This is a genomic window from Enterococcus sp. DIV0213h (genome assembly GCF_051711285.1).
Classification (GTDB): Bacteria; Bacillota; Bacilli; order Lactobacillales; family Enterococcaceae; genus Enterococcus_D; species Enterococcus_D casseliflavus.
In genome coordinates this window covers 1,988,113-2,005,342 of the sequence record NZ_JBIOMH010000001.1, presented here as the reverse complement: position 1 = coordinate 2,005,342, position 17,230 = coordinate 1,988,113, and the positions used below count along the sequence as shown (strand labels likewise).

The window sequence follows — 17,230 nt, the reverse complement described above, 5'->3', positions numbered from 1 at the left end:
ACGATGGAAAATCTCTACGTAACCAGTGAGATCACGTTAAACAAAACGGCGGAAAAACGTTCTTCTCCAGTACCGACCAACACAGAATTTTTTAGTTATGATCAGCGTGTTGCCAAAAAGACGATCAACTTTCAGTTTAAAGGTGAGCCGTTGGACCTATCAGAAGCGAATGTCATTTTAGGCTTTGATTTCGTGACTGCAGGTCAGTCAGTCATTTTTGAAAGTGCTGATGGCTCGATCAAAATTGAAGATTCTGCAGCCGGAAAAGTGAATGTGATGTTGCCAAATGACATCTATGCGTATTCCGGCTCAGTGATCATTTATGTGTTTGTCGAATTTTCCAATGGCCAATCATTAGATTATCCAGCAATTAGTACGGAGTTCCAAGAATCTTGGCTTGATGAGGACCTAGAAGAAATGACGCAGTTTTATGTGAAGCGTTTTGAAGATCTACGAGACCTAGTTTTGGAACAAGTCTCGGGGATCGATCACGATTTGACCGAATTTGAAAATCGAATTGAACAAATTGAATCAGACCTTGCGGCCTTTGATATAGATTCCCTAGCAAAGGAAATTGAAGAAGAGATTCGCACAACAGTAGAAGGCAGGCTCAGTGATATCGAGAAACGACTTGAAGCTGCGGATTTTGTCACAGAAGAAAATGTTGATCAATCGCTAGAGAAATTTATGTTTGGTGTTCCATTGGTCCGAGAACCACTGCTTGATTTAACTGGGAAAATCCGTGGGAGTATGAAAGAGAACCTCCATAGAATCGGTGGAAGTTTAACTACCTCTTTACCCAGCAGTGCAAATGGTGGGACGGAAGTCACTCAAGCGCAATACAATCGTATAGCCGTGAATGATGGAATTGATGTGAGTATTAGTGGCACTTCTTCAAATGGTCGTATGCAAGTTGTATTTACATGGGACATACTCGGTGATATGAAGCGACGGTTTCCTGAATTATTTGCTTTCTTTTCCCCAAAAACAGTACAAGAAGAATTAGCGGTAATTCAACCTTTTGTTAAAAATATTCAGTTCACAGCTTTTGCACATATCAATTCCAACACATCATATCCGATCATTGGGTATCGAAGAATGCCTGATAACACAGGATTTAACTGGGAGGAAATGGCAAGCCACGAGAGTACTTTCAACGATCAACTTACTTTTCCAATCGAGTTGATAACAAATCCAGCAATACCAGCGCATGTGGGGAAAGCAGCCGTGGTATTACGAGGACCTGAGCGACAAGCAACTAATCAAAGTGCGATTCGGGTTGCCTATGCCAAAGTAGACTATACGGTGGCGTTTAGTTTGGATAAGTTATTTATCCCTAAAACGATCAATCAGATGTCAAATCCAACTATTGATATGTTCAATCACTTAGCCCAGCGAGTAAACGAATTAGAAATGAAAGGATGATAAAAATGGACGGACACAAAGCAATCTACGACACAAGGAACTTACAAGATCTGCGGCCGCTATATACGCCGAAGGATCGCCCTGTATTTCATCCCTATACGGAAGTGGCACCGCCAATTGATCCGCATGTGGTGGTTATTGGTTTTGATTTTAATCGCCAACGTTGGAATGTGGTGAGTGCTGCAACACCAGAAGATGTTGAGGAGTTGCAAGAAACGACGGATACATTGGGCAGACAAGTTGTACAGCTGACGTTACAAAATCTTCAACTGTCACAACAAGTAAGAGAATTGACTCAAGGAGGGCAAAAAAATGCTTAATTTTGAGACGATTCAAGATTGGTACAATCGTGGCTGGATGACAGAAGATGACGTCAATCAGTTTCTGGCACTTGGTGCAATCACAGAGGAACAGGCAAATACAATTTTAGAGGGAGAAGGAAAGTCTTAAGGCTTCTCTTTTTCAATTTCGGAAAGTGAAGGTAATCGGTATGTTTTATTTTGTCAGTCTTTTTATAGGAGGAGATTTTATGGTTCATTTATTTGGAGGAAGTTTAGATGTCATTGATGTCTATTTAACCTTTGTCGTTATTGATTTGGTCGTAGGGTATTTTAAAGCCCTTAAGTCCCATAGTTGGATGTCTGCGGTGAATTTAGAGGGATTGTTTACGAAATTCATTACGTTTGCGACAATTTTTGCAGCTGCTTCTCTTGATAAAGTGGCGCCAATCATTGGGATTAGTTTACCAATCAACATTGCGCTTGTATGGACGATCTTACTTATTTTCTATGAGATTAGCAGCATTCTAGAAAATGCTTATGAATCAGGGGTCAAGGTTGGTTACTTGCAAAAGTGGCTTGCGGTTTTCAAGGAAAATGTACACAAAGAGTCAACGCCGCCAGACTATGGTGATGGCCAAAGCGAAACAGAAAAAACAATCTATCAGCACAAAGATCAGGATCAGTCGAAGGGCTGATCTTTTTCTATACCAAAATTTTAGGAGGATTTATCTTGGACCAGAAGAAATTTAGTGACAAATGTCGAGACCTAGTAGTCAGTTATACCAATGATCATTTGGATAAGAGTGATCAGAAAGAAATTACATCGGATGATGTGTTTATTGTCTGGCAAGTTAAGGTACTGCAGAACAACAAGGCGCTGTTAAGTACAAAGCTATTTGATGGGATATACTACGAGATCACCTACAACGGTGATAAAGACGAGTACTACTTTGATGCATATAAAAAGTGGGAAAACAAAGCTATTAAAGCTTAGAAATATAGGAGGAAAGCATTATGACAAAAATTGTAGATTTACGCGGCGATTCTAGAATTTTAGGACCGTCTAATCCAAATCGATCCGTGGCGGGCATCACTAAAATTGCTCGTCATCATTCAGCAACAGCGACAGGCGATGTGTGGGCATTCCAAAATCATTGGCGTAATGTAAATAAATGGGGGACTGGTGGCTATCACGAGATTATCCTGCGTGATGGATCAGTTCAGTTGATTTATCGGGATAATGTCACTACAAATGGTGTAGGTAATCATAACAGTTACACATATCACATTTGCCTAGTTGGCAGCGGATCATTTACTGCAGAACAAGAAAAATCCTTTGATGAGCGTGCACGAGCAGCCATGCAACGTTTCAATCTGAAAGCATCTGATGTGCTTGGTCATAACGAGTTTTCAGGACACACATCTAGTACTTGTCCAGGAATCAATATGGCGACTGTTCGAAGCCGACTTAGCGGTTCATCTGGATCGACCCCGACACCAAGCCCTGCTCCTACCTACAATGTGGAGCCTTGGAACAAGCGCCAAACAGTGAGCACCGACGTGCTAAATGTAAGAGCTGCGCAAAACACGAACTCTGCTATCATTAAAACGTTGCTACGTGGACAAACGTTCACCGCTACTCGTATCACTAGGAACGGTGAAAGCGTCAATGGGTTCACTACTTGGTTTGAGGTTGATGGTGCTGGTTGGGTATCTGGTGCTTTAGTTACTGAGGTTTCAAGTAATAATACAGCTTCAGCAGCACCGCCAGCTAACGTTTGGCATAGTCGTTCAGGAACCGTCACAGTGATCGCAGCTAAGGGAATCAATTTGCGAGGAACTTCTAGCGGAGATACAACTACACCGACTAATCTAGGCGTTCTTGCTTTGTTGGGACATGGTCAGCAAGTTAAATATGATCGTGTACTAGTCCAACGAAATGGGCATGCCTTTGTACGTCAACCTCGCTCTGGAGGATTTGGCTGGTTAGCTATTGGACCAACTAAGGATGGAAAAGTGACATCTTATTGGGTAAATGGAATCACACTTTAAACTATAAAAACGCATACAATGAACCATAAAAATTCAAAAAAATATGTAAAAATGATCTTAAGTAATAAAAATCATATTAGAGAGGAAGATTATTATGACAACAACGATTCAAGATTTACGAGGAGATGCAAGAATTCTAGGACCGTCAAATGCGAAACGAGATGTTTCAGTGGTGACAAATATTGCTCGCCATCACTCTGCAACGGACACTGGCGATGTATTTGTATTTCAAGAGTATTGGAACGGAACATTAGGTTGGGGAACGGGTGGTTATCATGAAATCATTCTCCGTGATGGCACGGTTCAATGGTGTTACTTCGATGACGATGTAACCAATGGCGTAGGTGGACACAATACACCGACCTATCATATTTGTTTAGTAGGGAACAGCTCATTTACTGAAGCACAAGAAAAAGCCTTTAATGAACGAGCGAAAGCAGCAATGGAACGATTTGGTTTAGGTGTTGAAAATGTCTTGGGTCATAACGAATTTAGTGGTCATGCTTCAAACATTTGCCCGGGCATCAACATGGATGTCGTAAGGGATATTCTTAACGGTGGTGATGGCAATATTCCAGAGCCAGACTATATTATGCAAGATTGGAACAAAGAGATGGTTGTTGCAGCTGATATTTTGAATGTACGTCAAGAGCCAAATACACAATCAGCAATATTGCTACAATTAACGAGAAGTCAAGTCTTCCAATCCGCACGTGTCACGATCAATGGTGAATTAGTAAATGGAATCAGACATTGGTATGAAGTTGATGGGAATGGATGGGTTTCAGGATCCTTAGTTGCGGAATCCTCTGTTGACAATGAGTGGATCGAACAAAGTGGTGAAGTGAAAGTTGCTATTTCTGGAGGCATTAATCTCCGAGGTCCTTCTGCGGGAGACGTAACAAACCCTACGAGTTTACCAATCATACGCCGAGTAGATTTAGGTGAAACAGTTGCATATGACAGAATACTGGTTCAGAAAAATGGTCATGCATTTGTCCGCCAATCTCTAAGCGAAGGTTACGCTTGGCTAGCTATTGGTTCAACTGCTAATAGTATAGTTACATCTTATTGGGTAAGTGGTATTGAAATTTAACGAAAAGTACAATCCCTTTTTAAGGGACTATACTTAAAAAATCATATTGAAATACGAACTAACGTTTGGTATAATTGCATCATAATCCTCAAACGATTATATCTGCTATAGGAAGTCTTAGAAAACGCTTGTTTTCGAGGCTTCCTTTTGGTTTAATTTAATTAGCAGATATAATTGAAAAGTAGGTATTATTTTATGGCAAACTATAATGAAACAGTAGTATCAGAAGAATTACCTGTAAAGTATATTGAAGATATTCAAATTAGGATATCCGGACAGCAAATGAATAAAGCAGAAGGATATAATCTTAGTGAGGTCTTAGCTACATTAAGTTCATTTGAGAATGCTTCGAAAAAGGTTTATTTGAGTCTGGTTGGGAAAAGTAAATTTTCGTATGAGGATAAAGAAGATTTTACAATAAGACTAATGGATGTAAGTGAAGGTTCATTTTTGTCTGAGTGTAAAATAATATATAGTAGTGTGATTATTCCTTTGGTTCCTGTAGTTGTAGAAAATAAAGAAGTAATCTGGAATACTGTCAAAGCCTCGTATGATTTTTTAAAAGCAAAACTATCGGCAAAGAGGGAGGGGAAGGAAGTGAGCGTAAATCAAACGGCTTCAGAACAAGGCGTTAATGTTTATGTTGATCGAAATACAGGTGATAATCTAACTATAAATGTATATCCCGGAATCCCTGAACAAGCATTAAAACTTGTTCCTGAATTTACTAGAATTTCTAAGCAGATTGATGGTCAAAAAGTTAATTCTATTGAGCTTTCAAGTAGTGAAAAATCAGAACAAAAAGATGTAATCTTCTTTGATCAGCAAGATAAAGAAATTTTCTCTAAAAGAACTTTTACTGAAGATCGTATTTTCTCGTTAAAGGGAAAGATAATTGACGGAGCGTATAGTAAGTTAAGTGGTCGGATTGAGGTCACAGAAACTGAAACAGATTTAGTTCAAGTTGGTAATTCTTATAGATTCACTGTAAATTCTAACTTAAGGTCAGAAGAAATTTGGAAACAAATGTTTCTTGAAGAGAGACCTTATTATTGTAAAAAAAGAGTCGAATATGATCCTTCATGCGAAGAGGTTTTAAAAATTTTGGAAATAATAATAGTTGATTGGGATGAAAACAAGTGGGTTTCTTAATTGAAAAATAGTAATTGCTATATTGTATAAATCGAAAAAAATGTTTATAGAGTGGAGAAATCCACTCTTTTTTTGTTTAATATTGTTTCTTTTAAAGAAAAAGCACAGCGTAATTTCGAACGCTGTGCAAATAAAAAAATATACTTGGGCTTAAAACTCGAACTGATTGATGATGACCTATTGTTTTAATTGAGATCGAAACATAAAGTATCCAATGACTTCTAGAATTCCCATTGCAATTAAGGTATAGCCAAATACTTGCAGAAGAATCAACAAACTTGCGAATGGATTAAATAGCAACAATGCACCACCTATAACAAGAATTACACTATAGATAATCCAAGCCACAGATTTGGTATTAAGACCTAGTACTAATTGAAAGGCCCCATTTGAAATAATGGATAAACCTAATAAGATTGGAAGAACAGATGCGATGGTATTCGCAAACAGAAGTACGACAAGGGCTAATACAAGTAAAAATATCCCACTAAATAGTCCTAATCCCCAGTGGCCAGAGTCTTTTCTCGATTTAAAATCTTCGAGAATATTAATTAGTCCGATCAACGTTAAGTACCCAGCAAGTACATACCCAATAAAATTGAAGAAACCAGCTGGATTAATTGCAATAATTATTCCAAAAATCACATAGATAATAGCTCGTAAAATTGCGTGACTCTTAAAATTTCTTTTTAATATAACTAACATAATAGACACCTCTTCTAGTTTTCTCAATTTTACATTTTCTTAAGGCAGAAAGCGAGTATTTAGTTGAATTATTATATAAATGGAAAAGCAAAATATATTTCTTATTCAGATTCGAACAGAAGGTGATTTTGCTACAATTTCGAGTTTGATACGATCCGGATCTTCAAAAAAAAATGCGTAATGCTTTTCTCCACCTGCATGAGGATAAGCGTCTGGATATAATTCAATCACTCCTGCTTTCAACAATTCAAGGCGCAATGAGTCAATTTCATACTTGCTTGGAGTTGAGAACGCAATATGGTTTAATCCAGTGCCTGTTCGGGAAAATTGTCTGCCGTTATACTTTTCACGGGTTTGAACAAATACGATATAGTAATCTTCATATTTATAGCTGAATCCCTGATCCCATTCTTGAAAATGTTGATAACCCAATTTTGGAAGTAGAAAATCGTAAAACTTTTTTGTTTTCTTCAAATTACTAACATTTATTTCTATATGATGTAACATACAATTTCCTCCTTTACAAAGAAGTTTTTCGTTCTTCGATTAATTGTCCTAATTCTTAGAGATTATTAATCAGTTTCTTTGTAATTGATTAATGATCTCGCATCATGCTTTCCAGATAGATAGTTTCAATGAACGTTGAACAAGAAAATTTATAATAAATAAATAGCCATCTATGGCGGGCTTATACATAGATCATATTCGTTTTACTTGCGGTAACCAAGTTTATCCTATAGATTAGTAGGTGCGTGCAATACTCTACGAGGAGTATTAGGCGGTAATGCTTGGGGAAGTGTGCCTAGTACTCTTCGATTTTTATATTCTATCATGATTACTATTTAATAGATATTATTGATTAGAAAACCGTCATAAATTTGTTGAGTTTGATAATAAAAGATTTAATATAGACTCATACCCAAAATGTTTATTTTTTCGTTTACTCTTTCGAGATCCACTTTATTAGCTAGGGTGGATTTTTTGTTGAAATAAAAACTATGTTCTTGTAGAATGAAATCATAGCCTTGACCGGGGCTATTTCATTTTATATCTTTTTTCAGGCCCACTCTCATTGAGGGTGGGTTATTTTTGATCAAAAGGTTTGAATAAATTTTAGATTGATCATATAATTAACTTACCATATAAAAAAACTTTTTTATCTGATTGTGCCACTCCTCCCCGGGGGTGGTTATTTTTTTGCAAAAAAAATGCACAACATATTCTCATATGCCGTGCAAGTGGAACTATGTTCCGCCATCATAGCAATCATCATATAATAATTTCCTGAATAGGCAAAGTAAAACGCTTAGCGAACATTGATAATTTCAAATTCAGGCATAACCCTCGTTTTACCAATTACCGAATACTTCCTAACTACAAATTGTTTCCTACTATATACTCACCAGCTACCAAAATCTGCATTCCTTCATGCACATCGGCTAAGAAGTTCAAACTATGCGAAGCAATCAAACAGTTCACTCTATCAAGCGAAAACCGCACCAATGGGACCTTGCTCATATTGAGTAATAAGATTCATATATCAAACCACTTTACTTAACTAATAGTCAACACTTCGTATTTCATCATAATGGACGAGAGTGTCGTCTAAATAAAATCCTAGATCATCGTAACCTTTCAGTGTTCCTGTAACATCAGGCATGAATTTATCATCGACAGTAAAGTTGGGCTGTATAGCTAGCTTCTTACTTTTTGTGATTGTTGCTTGTAAGAATTCATTTATTTCTTCTTCTGCCATTTCCGGCTTATCAGTGTAGGTGTACTTCATTTCTTTATCTATTCTTGCGATGTCGGCTGTATGCTCTGACAAGAAGAATCCTATCCACTTCTATTTTTTTCTGTCTTCATATGGTTTTACAACGCTCATATTTTGGTCCACCCTTAAGGGGATTATACGAACTTTCGTTCTCGTAGTAATGCAAACACGGAATTAAATTTTTGGTGATTGTTTTGGTGATTGCTAAATGAAAAACAAGAATAGGGAGAAAACTCTGAAAACCTCTTTAGTTGTAAATCATGTTATAAATTCTTGATTTGACGGGAATTTGAAACACTAAGTAAATAGGGAAAGATAGAAAAATAATATTAAATAGTTGGCGACCAAAAATAAAAGAAAACCGCTGAAATTCCCGAATATCGGAGACTTCAGCGGTTTTTTATTTATTCTTTGGCTTCTTGTAAGACCTTGATCGTTTCGATCTTCACTGGCTCAACTGGTTGAGAATTCTCACCATTGCCAGAGTCTTGGGTTTCTGCTTGCGCAATTTTATCTACGACATCCATGCCTTCGATCACTTGACCAAATACAGTATAGCTGCCGTCCAATCGTGGTGTTCCACCATTTTTGTAGGCTTCGATGATTTTTTCAGGATAGTGTTGGATCGCTAGACCGTCAGATACATCTTGATCATTTTGAACGATGTAGAATTGACTGCCTTGGCTGTTTGGCGCACTTGATTTTGCCATTGCTAATGCGCCTCGCAAGTGATAAAGCTGGTTGGAGTATTCTTCGCCGAATCCTTCGCCCCAAATGCTTTCTCCGCCAGTGCCATCACCATTAGGGTCGCCCCCTTGGATCATAAACTCTTCTACGACACGATGGAAAGTCAAGCCGTCATAATACCCATCTTTGGCATGGGTCAAAAAGTTTTCGACTGCTTTGGGCGCGATCTCTGGGAAAAGTTTGATTTTGATCGAGCCTTCTTCCGTTACCATTTCAACTAAAGCTTCATTCTCTTGCACATCCGTTGATAATTGCGGCAATTCCAGGGCATTCAAGTCAACAGATTCTGAGGTTGACGTGCTTTCTGCCGAATTGCTTGATGAGGGATCGGTGGTACTTGAACCTGTACAAGCAGCTAATAATAAAAGGCTAGCAGCTGCTGTCAGTGTGAATAGAATTTTTTTCATTCTTTCATTCCTTCCAGTTTTCTTATTGATAATCATAACAAAAAAGAGACATAGAAGAAAGCGCAGATTTTGTGGAATGTGAAAGAAACAGACGGAAAGGTGTAGACCACTTTTTAGATGTTTGCTATAATGAAAGAGGATTCATTATAATAAACGGATAGAATTTACAGGAGGTTTTTTTGATGGGAAAATTAGGGATATCGATTTATCCAGAGCGCTCAACGTTTGAAAAGGACAAAGCGTATCTAGACTTGGCACACAAATACGGCTTTAAACGGGTATTTACCAGTTTGCTGCAAATCAACGATGACAAAGAAAAAGTCTTGGCAGACTTTAAGCAAGTCGTAGATTATGCCAATCAGTTAGGAATGGAAGTCATGGTAGATATCAATCCTGGTTTATTCGAACAGTTAGGTATTTCTTATGATGATTTATCCTTCTTTGATGAGATGGGGGCTTACGGTGTTCGGTTAGATATTGGTTTCACTGGTTCAGAAGAAGCCAAAATGACCCGTAATCCTTACGGGATCAAAATCGAAATCAATATGAGCAGCGGCACGAGCTACGTGGATAACATCATGAGTTATTCACCTAATACTGAAAATTTACTCGGTTCGCATAACTTCTATCCTCATCGCTATTCAGGGTTAGGCTATGACCATTTTGTTTTTTGTTCGGAAAAATTCCGCAAATACAATTTAAATACGATGGCTTTCGTGAATTCTCACGAAGCTGATTTCGGTCCATGGCCAACACAAGATGGTTTATGCTCTTTGGAAGACCATCGTGATCTGCCACTAGCTACACAAGTCAAACATTTAGTGTTGACTGGTTTGATCGATGATATCTCTATTGGAAATGCCTATGCTTCAGAAGCAGAATTGGCAGCAATGGCTGAAGCGTTTCATGCTGATTATCCGACATTAAGAGTCGATGTCGTTGACGGAATCACTGAAGATGAACGAATTTGCCTCTTCGATAATCTGCATAGCTATCGAGGAGATCGCTCAGAGTACATCTTGCGTTCAACGATGACGCGGATCTATTATAAAGACAAGGAATTTCCACCTCATGATACCCGTGATATGGTAAGAGGGGATGTCTTGATCGATAATGCTGGCTATGGACAATACAAAGGTGAGACGCAAATCGCCTTGAAAGCAATGAAAAATGATGGTCGCGTCAATGTCGTTGGTAAGATCGCTGATGAGGAACTATTCTTATTAGAATTTTTGAAACCTTGGTCAAGTTTTAAATTGGTCGAAAATAACTAATTATCACGAGAAATCAACCATTGCCAACAAAGCGTGTTGGCAATGGTTTTCTTTTTGGGCGCTTGCAATTGACAAACACGAGCAAAAAACGGTAATTTATGTAGTGGGTTCTTTCCATGAAGAACGATGAAACTATAATAATATTATGTAAACTATATAACAAGAGGACGTGACAAGTGTGAAATTGCGCTGGAAGATTGCCATCGGAGTGGCTGTATTAGCAATTGCAGGATTAGGGTATGCAGGAAACTATTTTTACGATTATGCGGTGGTTCCTTCAGAAAAAGATTTTTTGGAAGGAGATACCCCAGGTACGGATGAAAATCAGACAGGAAATGAATCGCAAAATTGGTTTACAGATCCAGCAAATCGTGAGATGTGGCAGCTGACTTCTGAAGATGATTTAAAATTATCCGCCATTTATCTACCGGCGGAGGAGAAGAATCGAGGAAAAACGGCGATCATCGCGCATGGCTACATGGGGAATGCAGAAACGATGGCGGACTATGCTAAGATGTATCATGATTTAGGCTATAATGTCTTGGTTCCAGACGCTCGAGGGCATGGTCGAAGCGAAGGAGATTATATTGGTTTTGGGTGGCACGAACGTAAGGATTATCTGCAATGGATCGATGAAGTACTCGCAAAAAATGGTCCTGAAGAAACGATCACTTTGTATGGCATCAGTATGGGGGCTGCCACGGTAATGATGACCAGTGGGGAAGACTTGCCGAAAAATGTCACTTCTATCATTGAAGATTGTGGGTATACCAACGTCAATGAAGAATTGGGGTATCAACTCGATCAATTGTTTGGTCTACCTGCCTTTCCATTGATGAATGTCACTAGCCTTGTCACAAAAATCCGAGCGGGGTATTTCTTTGGTGAAGCAGATGCAGTCAAACAACTGCAAAAGAATACGCGTCCAATCTTTTTTATCCATGGCGATGCGGATACGTTTGTTCCTTATTCGATGCTGGAAATTTTGTATAACGCGACCGATGCACCAAAAGAAAAGTGGGTTGTTTCAGGTGCCGAGCATGCGAAAAGCTACAAAACAGATCCAGCGCTTTATAAAGAAAAAATTGCAGCTTTTTTGGACAAATACGATCACCCAGCAAGTGAATAAAAAAGTGCCGGTTCAAAAAAAGAACCGGCACTTTTTGCTTGACCCTTGGCTTATAAACGAGCAAATTCTTCTAGCAAACGAATCATTTGGCAAGTAAAGCCATATTCATTATCATACCAAGCGACGGTTTTCACCAGTTGGAAATCGCCAGCCGTGGTTACTTCTGTTTGTGTCGGATCAAAGATAGAACCTTGAGTGGTACCAATCACATCTCCAGAGACGATCTCACGGTCATCGTAACCGAATGACGGATTATCGACGGTGTGTTTTCTGATCGCTTCATTGACTTCATCGGCGGTTACTTTGGTTTTCAAAATTGAGACTAATTCTGTTAAAGAACCATCGACGACAGGAACCCGTTGGGCGTGTCCTTGTAATTTGCCATTTAATTCTGGGATAACTAGACCGATCGCTTTAGCAGCACCTGTCGAGTGAGGGATCGTGTTATCTGCAGCGGACCGAGCGGCTCTTAAGTTTCCGCCTTTTACCGGACCATCCAATAGCATTTGTGTAGAAGTATAGGCATGTACCGTCGTCATCGTACCAACTTCGATCCCGAATTCCTCATTTAAGAAGTAGGCCATCGGAGCTAAGCAGTTGGTCGTACAAGAACCTGCGGATATGATAGTATCCTCTGGTGTTAACGTGTCGGAGTTGACATTGTAAACGATCGTTTTCATATTACCAGCTGGTGCGGAGATAACGACTCGTTTGACACCCGCATCAAGATGGGCTTGTGCTTTTTCTGCAGAAGTGTAAAAACCCGTGCATTCTAAAACGATATCGACGCCATTTTCTTTTGCCCAAGGGATTTTGCTTGCGTCTGGTTCAGCGTACACACGGGTCTCTTTGCCATCGACAACGATAGCATTATCCGTTGCAGTAACAGTTCCAGGGTACGTGCCGTGGGTCGAGTCAAATTGCAATAAGTGTGCTAACATGACTGGACTCGTTAAATCATTGATTGCCACAACTTCAATATCGGCAGAAACTTCTTTGATCCTACGAAAAGCCAAACGTCCAATTCGTCCAAAACCATTGATTCCAACTTTTACTGTCATTTCTTGTTTCCTCCTTTGATTGTGTCTGGTACACTTAAAAGTTTGCTACGATTTCAAGTGACTGTCAAAGAATAACCCTTAAGAATTCGCGATTTCTTACGGAAACCCATGAGAAAAGATAGACAAAAGACGTTTCGGTCGTTACAATAAAATAGACTTTCTTATTAGAGAAATAGTAACCACTTAAGGTGAGATAACTGATAATCAAAAAGTATAGAAGGTAGTAAAAAAAGAATGGAGGACAAATAATGTCCATGTTTTTAGATCAAGTGACAATCGATGTCAAAGCAGGAAAAGGCGGCGACGGAATGGTTGCTTTTCGCCGAGAGAAATATGTCCCAGACGGCGGACCCGCAGGTGGTGACGGTGGACGTGGTGGTGATGTCATTTTAGTCGTAGACGAGGGTCTGCGTACATTAATGGATTTCCGTTTTAATCGTCATTTTAAAGCGCAACCCGGGGAAAACGGCATGAGTAAAGGAATGCACGGTCGTGGCTCAGATGATACCTACATCAAAGTACCACAGGGAACGACCGTTCGTGACGCTGAAACAGGTGCCTTATTAGGTGATTTGATTGAGCAAGGCCAAACATTAGTGATTGCTAAAGGTGGCCGTGGCGGCCGTGGCAACATTCGGTTTGCCTCTCCGAAAAACCCAGCCCCAGAATTAGCTGAGAATGGAGAACCTGGTCAAGAAAGAAAAATCGAGCTCGAATTAAAAGTTTTAGCAGATGTTGGTCTAGTTGGTTTCCCTTCAGTTGGGAAGTCTACATTACTCTCTGTGATTTCCTCTGCTCGACCAAAAATTGGTGCGTATCATTTTACCACGCTGGTACCAAATTTAGGTATGGTAACAACTACTGATGGCCGTAGTTTTGCGGTCGCTGATCTACCTGGTCTGATCGAAGGAGCCTCACAAGGGGTTGGTTTAGGGACTCAGTTTTTACGCCATATCGAACGGACCCGCGTCATTTTACATGTGATCGATATGAGTGGCATGGAAGGACGCGATCCATACGAGGACTATTTGTCCATCAACAATGAATTGTCGACCCATAACTTGCGCTTACTAGAGCGACCACAAATCATCGTTGCCAATAAGATGGATATGCCGGATGCTGAAGAAAACCTAGCCCTTTTCAAAGAGCAGCTGGCAAAAGAAAAAACGGATGAGTTCGCGGATGAACCAATGATTTTCCCCATCTCTGGTGTCACTCGTAAGGGAATCGATGCCTTGTTGAATGCGACAGCGGATCTATTGGAAGTCACTCCTGAGTTTCTTTTATACGATGAAGAAATGGAAGAAGATGTTGTTCATTATGGCTTCCAATCGGATGAACCAGAGTTCTCAATTGATCGCGATCCTGATGCAACTTGGATCTTGAGCGGTGAAAAAATCGAAAAACTATTCCAGATGACGAATTTTGATCATGATGAGACCGTGATGCGTTTTGCTCGTCAGCTGCGTGGTTTAGGTGTCGATGAAGCATTACGGGCGCGCGGTGCCAAAGACGGCGATATCGTTCGGATCGGCAACTTCGAGTTCGAGTTTGTCGAATAATCGTTTAAAAGAACATCATTTGCCTAAAAAATACCTTTTTAGCTGCAGTGCATTTGACTACCGATCATTGATTTTCACTAAGAAATCAATGATCGGTAGTCTTTTTGGTTTCTTTTTTCATTTAAATGATTTACTGTTAAAATAAAGAAGAGAACAAATAAACCAAAGGGAGCGATTTTTATGTCAAAACGTGTCATTGTAATGAATTTTGATGCCAGTGCCAAAGCGTACCAAGCCTTTTCGGAAGTGAAACGGATGCATATGGAACGGAAGATCAAAGGGGAACAAATGGCAGTTCTTACCCACACCAATGAAGGCGTGCATCAATTTAAAGTCGAGGACTTTCTCGATTTTACTGGGAACAATAAGACATCAACGGGTGGATTGATCGGGATGCTCGTTGGTGTGCTAGGCGGACCTTTAGGAATCATGCTGGGCTGGTTTGGTGGCAGTATGATCGGTGCTACTCGTGATGCAAAAGAGATCCAAAATGCGCAAATGCTTTTTGAACATGTCGGAAACCAAATTGGTGTTGGTGATACGGGGTTATTATTGATCGCAGATGAAGAAGACAATCGTCCTTTGAATCAATTGATCATGAATGAATTAGGCGGTGACATCACGCGCTTTGACTATGATGAAGTGGAAGCAGAGATTGAAACGGCTAAGAAAGTCGAAGAATCCACCAAAGCACGCGTTCAAGAAGACTGGAAAAACTCTCATAACGACGCAGAAGATCGCCAATCTGAGAAATAAAATCCACAAGCTTCAATTGCAACTTGATTTCTTTTCCGCTAAAATTGGAAAGAGATGAAAGGAAAGAAGCTTATGGAATTAGAATTTTTAGGAACAGGCGCGGGTGTGCCTGCGAAACATCGAAACGTGACCAGCATTGCGTTACGACTTTTAGATGAACGGAATGCCGTTTGGCTTTTTGATTGTGGCGAAGGGACGCAAATGCAGATTTTGCATTCTACGATTCGTCCACGAAAGATTGAAAAAATCTTTATCACTCATCTTCATGGTGACCATATCTATGGGTTGCCAGGATTGATCAGCAGCCGCTCCTTTCAAGGAGGCGACACGCCTCTAGAGATTTATGGACCCAAGGGGATCAAAGCATACGTTCAAACCGTTTTGCGGATTTCTCAGACCAAAGTCAGCTACCCCTTACATTTTTTCGAGATTGAAGAAGAAGGGATTCTTTTTAAAGATCAGCAATTTGAAGTATCGTGTCTGCGTCTTGATCATGGCATTGACAGTTTTGGTTATCGGATTGTTGAAGCAAGCCATCAAGGGGAATTGCAAGTGCAGGCTTTACTGGAACTTGGGTTGAAACCTGGGCCGCTCTTCGGTCGTTTGAAAAAAGGTGAAGTAGTTACCCTTGACGATGGACGTCAAATCAATGGGGCTGATTTCTTGGGCCAAGCGAAAAAAGGTCGGATCGTTGCGATATTAGGTGATACGCGTAAATGTCAAAACGCCGTACTGCTAGCAGAAGATGCGGATGTATTGGTGCATGAAAGTACCTTTAACAAAGAAGAAGCCAAGTTGGCTCGCGCTTATTTTCACTCGACGACGCGGCAAGCTGCCGAAGTGGCACAAGAAGCTCAAGCGAAGCGTTTGCTGTTGACCCATATCAGTGCGCGTTACGTTGGCAAAGATATTACAAATTTAGTAAATGAAGCAAAAGAAGTATTTCCGAATACGTTGATCGTCAAAGATTTTGATATTGTCGAGATCCCTTTTGCCGGAGAGGAAGAAACAGATGAATTTAGAGAATAAAGTTGTCGTTGTAACAGGTGGCTCTGCTGGACTTGGAGAACAAATCTGTTATGAAGCCGCAAAACGTGGTGCGATCGTCGTGACTTGTGCCCGAAGAACGAATCTGATTGGGAAAGTCAAAGAACAATGTATGGAATTAAGCGGCAAAGAAGCGTATGCGTTTCAATTGGATGTAGCAAATCCTGAAAGTGTGGAGCGCTTACTAGAAAAAATCAATGAAAAAGTTGGTAAGATCGATGTCTTCGTCAATAATGCTGGCTACGGGATCTTTCAAGAATTTACAGAGATGGACCCGGGGGTCATCCGAAATATGTTCGAAGTCAATGTGCTTGGCATGATGGTTTTGACCCAGCAAGTAGCGATCCAAATGGCTGAACAAAAGCATGGTCATATCATAAATGTTGCTTCGATCGCAGGTAAGATCGCTACGCCAAAAACGGCCGTCTACTCTGCAACAAAATTTGCTGTGCTCGGTTTTTCTAACGCATTACGTTTAGAACTAAAACCATTAGGGATCAACGTAACAACGGTCAATCCTGGACCGATCGAAACGGCATTCTTTGACCAAGCAGACCCAAGCGGTAGTTACTTATCGTCGGTGGGCAGCCTAGTGCTCGAACCGAACAAATTAGCGCAAACGATCGTCAAAGCGATGATCCATCCAAAACGAGAAATCAATCGCCCACATATTTTAGGCGCTGCTGCGAAACTATATACCCTGTTTCCTTCAATCGGCGATTATATGGCGGGAACGATGTTCAACAAAAAATAGGAGTTGAA

At 40.0% G+C, this 17,230-nt stretch carries 19 protein-coding genes and 1 pseudogene; 14 read left to right on the top strand and 6 right to left on the bottom strand.

The window, feature by feature from the left end; all coding sequences use genetic code 11:
- Nucleotides 1-3: 3 nt before the first annotated feature.
- From IGI77_RS09150 to IGI77_RS09115, 8 genes are all read left to right on the top strand, one after another.
- A complete protein-coding gene (locus IGI77_RS09150; RefSeq protein WP_016612290.1) occupies nucleotides 4-1,425 on the top strand; it encodes a BppU family phage baseplate upper protein in 1,422 nt (473 codons plus the stop codon).
- Nucleotides 1,426-1,430: 5 nt separating this feature from the next.
- Nucleotides 1,431-1,745, top strand: coding sequence for a hypothetical protein (locus IGI77_RS09145; RefSeq protein ID WP_438769894.1), 315 nt, complete (start codon nucleotides 1,431-1,433; stop codon nucleotides 1,743-1,745).
- The gene (locus IGI77_RS09140) at nucleotides 1,738-1,875 is read left to right on the top strand and encodes an XkdX family protein (protein WP_016612292.1); all 138 of its coding nucleotides are present in this window, start codon (nucleotides 1,738-1,740) and stop codon (nucleotides 1,873-1,875) included. Before IGI77_RS09145 ends, IGI77_RS09140 begins: the two co-directional genes overlap by 8 nt.
- Before the next feature lie 79 nt (nucleotides 1,876-1,954).
- Entirely contained in the window at nucleotides 1,955-2,401 is a 447-nt protein-coding gene (locus tag IGI77_RS09135) for a phage holin family protein (RefSeq protein WP_438769893.1), read from the top strand.
- A gap of 35 nt (nucleotides 2,402-2,436) precedes the next feature.
- On the top strand, nucleotides 2,437-2,700 hold the full coding sequence (locus IGI77_RS09130; RefSeq protein ID WP_016612294.1) for a DUF6275 family protein: 264 nt from the start codon (nucleotides 2,437-2,439) through the stop codon (nucleotides 2,698-2,700).
- A 20-nt stretch (nucleotides 2,701-2,720) separates the two neighbouring features.
- Complete coding sequence (locus tag IGI77_RS09125; RefSeq protein ID WP_438769892.1) at nucleotides 2,721-3,758, top strand: N-acetylmuramoyl-L-alanine amidase; 1,038 nt, start codon at nucleotides 2,721-2,723, stop codon at nucleotides 3,756-3,758.
- A gap of 94 nt (nucleotides 3,759-3,852) precedes the next feature.
- A complete protein-coding gene (locus IGI77_RS09120) occupies nucleotides 3,853-4,854 on the top strand; it encodes an N-acetylmuramoyl-L-alanine amidase (protein WP_438769891.1) in 1,002 nt (333 codons plus the stop codon).
- Nucleotides 4,855-5,049: 195 nt separating this feature from the next.
- Nucleotides 5,050-6,006, top strand: coding sequence for a hypothetical protein (locus IGI77_RS09115; RefSeq protein ID WP_016612297.1), 957 nt, complete (start codon nucleotides 5,050-5,052; stop codon nucleotides 6,004-6,006).
- 177 nt (nucleotides 6,007-6,183) lie between these two features.
- Here the strand turns inward: IGI77_RS09115 and IGI77_RS09110 are convergent, their stop codons facing one another.
- From IGI77_RS09110 to IGI77_RS09090, 5 genes and pseudogenes are all read right to left on the bottom strand, one after another.
- Complete coding sequence (locus tag IGI77_RS09110; RefSeq protein WP_016612299.1) at nucleotides 6,184-6,711, bottom strand: DUF308 domain-containing protein; 528 nt, start codon at nucleotides 6,709-6,711, stop codon at nucleotides 6,184-6,186.
- A 105-nt stretch (nucleotides 6,712-6,816) separates the two neighbouring features.
- Nucleotides 6,817-7,218 carry a VOC family protein gene (locus IGI77_RS09105; protein WP_016612300.1) on the bottom strand — a complete coding sequence of 134 codons (402 nt, stop codon included), beginning with the start codon at nucleotides 7,216-7,218 and terminating at the stop codon, nucleotides 6,817-6,819.
- Nucleotides 7,219-8,017: 799 nt separating this feature from the next.
- A pseudogene (locus IGI77_RS09100) lies at nucleotides 8,018-8,229 on the bottom strand (hypothetical protein).
- Between the two features lie 40 nt (nucleotides 8,230-8,269).
- The gene (locus IGI77_RS09095) at nucleotides 8,270-8,539 is read right to left on the bottom strand and encodes a hypothetical protein (RefSeq protein ID WP_016612302.1); all 270 of its coding nucleotides are present in this window, start codon (nucleotides 8,537-8,539) and stop codon (nucleotides 8,270-8,272) included.
- Between the two features lie 350 nt (nucleotides 8,540-8,889).
- On the bottom strand, nucleotides 8,890-9,639 hold the full coding sequence (locus tag IGI77_RS09090) for a peptidylprolyl isomerase (protein ID WP_010748413.1): 750 nt from the start codon (nucleotides 9,637-9,639) through the stop codon (nucleotides 8,890-8,892).
- A gap of 182 nt (nucleotides 9,640-9,821) precedes the next feature.
- Between IGI77_RS09090 and IGI77_RS09085 the strand changes: the two genes are divergently transcribed.
- Nucleotides 9,822-10,913 carry a DUF871 domain-containing protein gene (locus IGI77_RS09085; protein WP_060791964.1) on the top strand — a complete coding sequence of 364 codons (1,092 nt, stop codon included), beginning with the start codon at nucleotides 9,822-9,824 and terminating at the stop codon, nucleotides 10,911-10,913.
- 178 nt (nucleotides 10,914-11,091) lie between these two features.
- Nucleotides 11,092-12,042, top strand: coding sequence for an alpha/beta hydrolase (locus IGI77_RS09080; RefSeq protein WP_231435259.1), 951 nt, complete (start codon nucleotides 11,092-11,094; stop codon nucleotides 12,040-12,042).
- A 50-nt stretch (nucleotides 12,043-12,092) separates the two neighbouring features.
- On the opposite strand, the gene gap is transcribed toward IGI77_RS09080, so the two are convergent.
- Complete coding sequence (gene gap, locus IGI77_RS09075) at nucleotides 12,093-13,103, bottom strand: type I glyceraldehyde-3-phosphate dehydrogenase (protein ID WP_005226174.1); 1,011 nt, start codon at nucleotides 13,101-13,103, stop codon at nucleotides 12,093-12,095.
- A 248-nt stretch (nucleotides 13,104-13,351) separates the two neighbouring features.
- On the opposite strand from gap, the gene obgE reads away from it, so the two are divergent.
- The 4 genes from obgE (at nucleotide 13,352) to IGI77_RS09055 (ending at nucleotide 17,222) form a co-directional block, all read left to right on the top strand.
- Nucleotides 13,352-14,665, top strand: coding sequence for a GTPase ObgE (obgE, locus tag IGI77_RS09070; RefSeq protein ID WP_005226173.1), 1,314 nt, complete (start codon nucleotides 13,352-13,354; stop codon nucleotides 14,663-14,665).
- Nucleotides 14,666-14,845: 180 nt separating this feature from the next.
- Nucleotides 14,846-15,421, top strand: a complete 576-nt coding sequence (locus tag IGI77_RS09065; RefSeq protein WP_010748409.1) for a DUF456 domain-containing protein — start codon at nucleotides 14,846-14,848, stop codon at nucleotides 15,419-15,421.
- A 72-nt stretch (nucleotides 15,422-15,493) separates the two neighbouring features.
- Entirely contained in the window at nucleotides 15,494-16,450 is a 957-nt protein-coding gene (gene rnz, locus IGI77_RS09060; RefSeq protein WP_034857404.1) for a ribonuclease Z, read from the top strand.
- A complete protein-coding gene (locus IGI77_RS09055) occupies nucleotides 16,434-17,222 on the top strand; it encodes an SDR family NAD(P)-dependent oxidoreductase (protein WP_438769890.1) in 789 nt (262 codons plus the stop codon). The genes rnz and IGI77_RS09055 overlap by 17 nt, the downstream gene beginning before the upstream one ends.
- Nucleotides 17,223-17,230 lie beyond the last annotated feature (8 nt).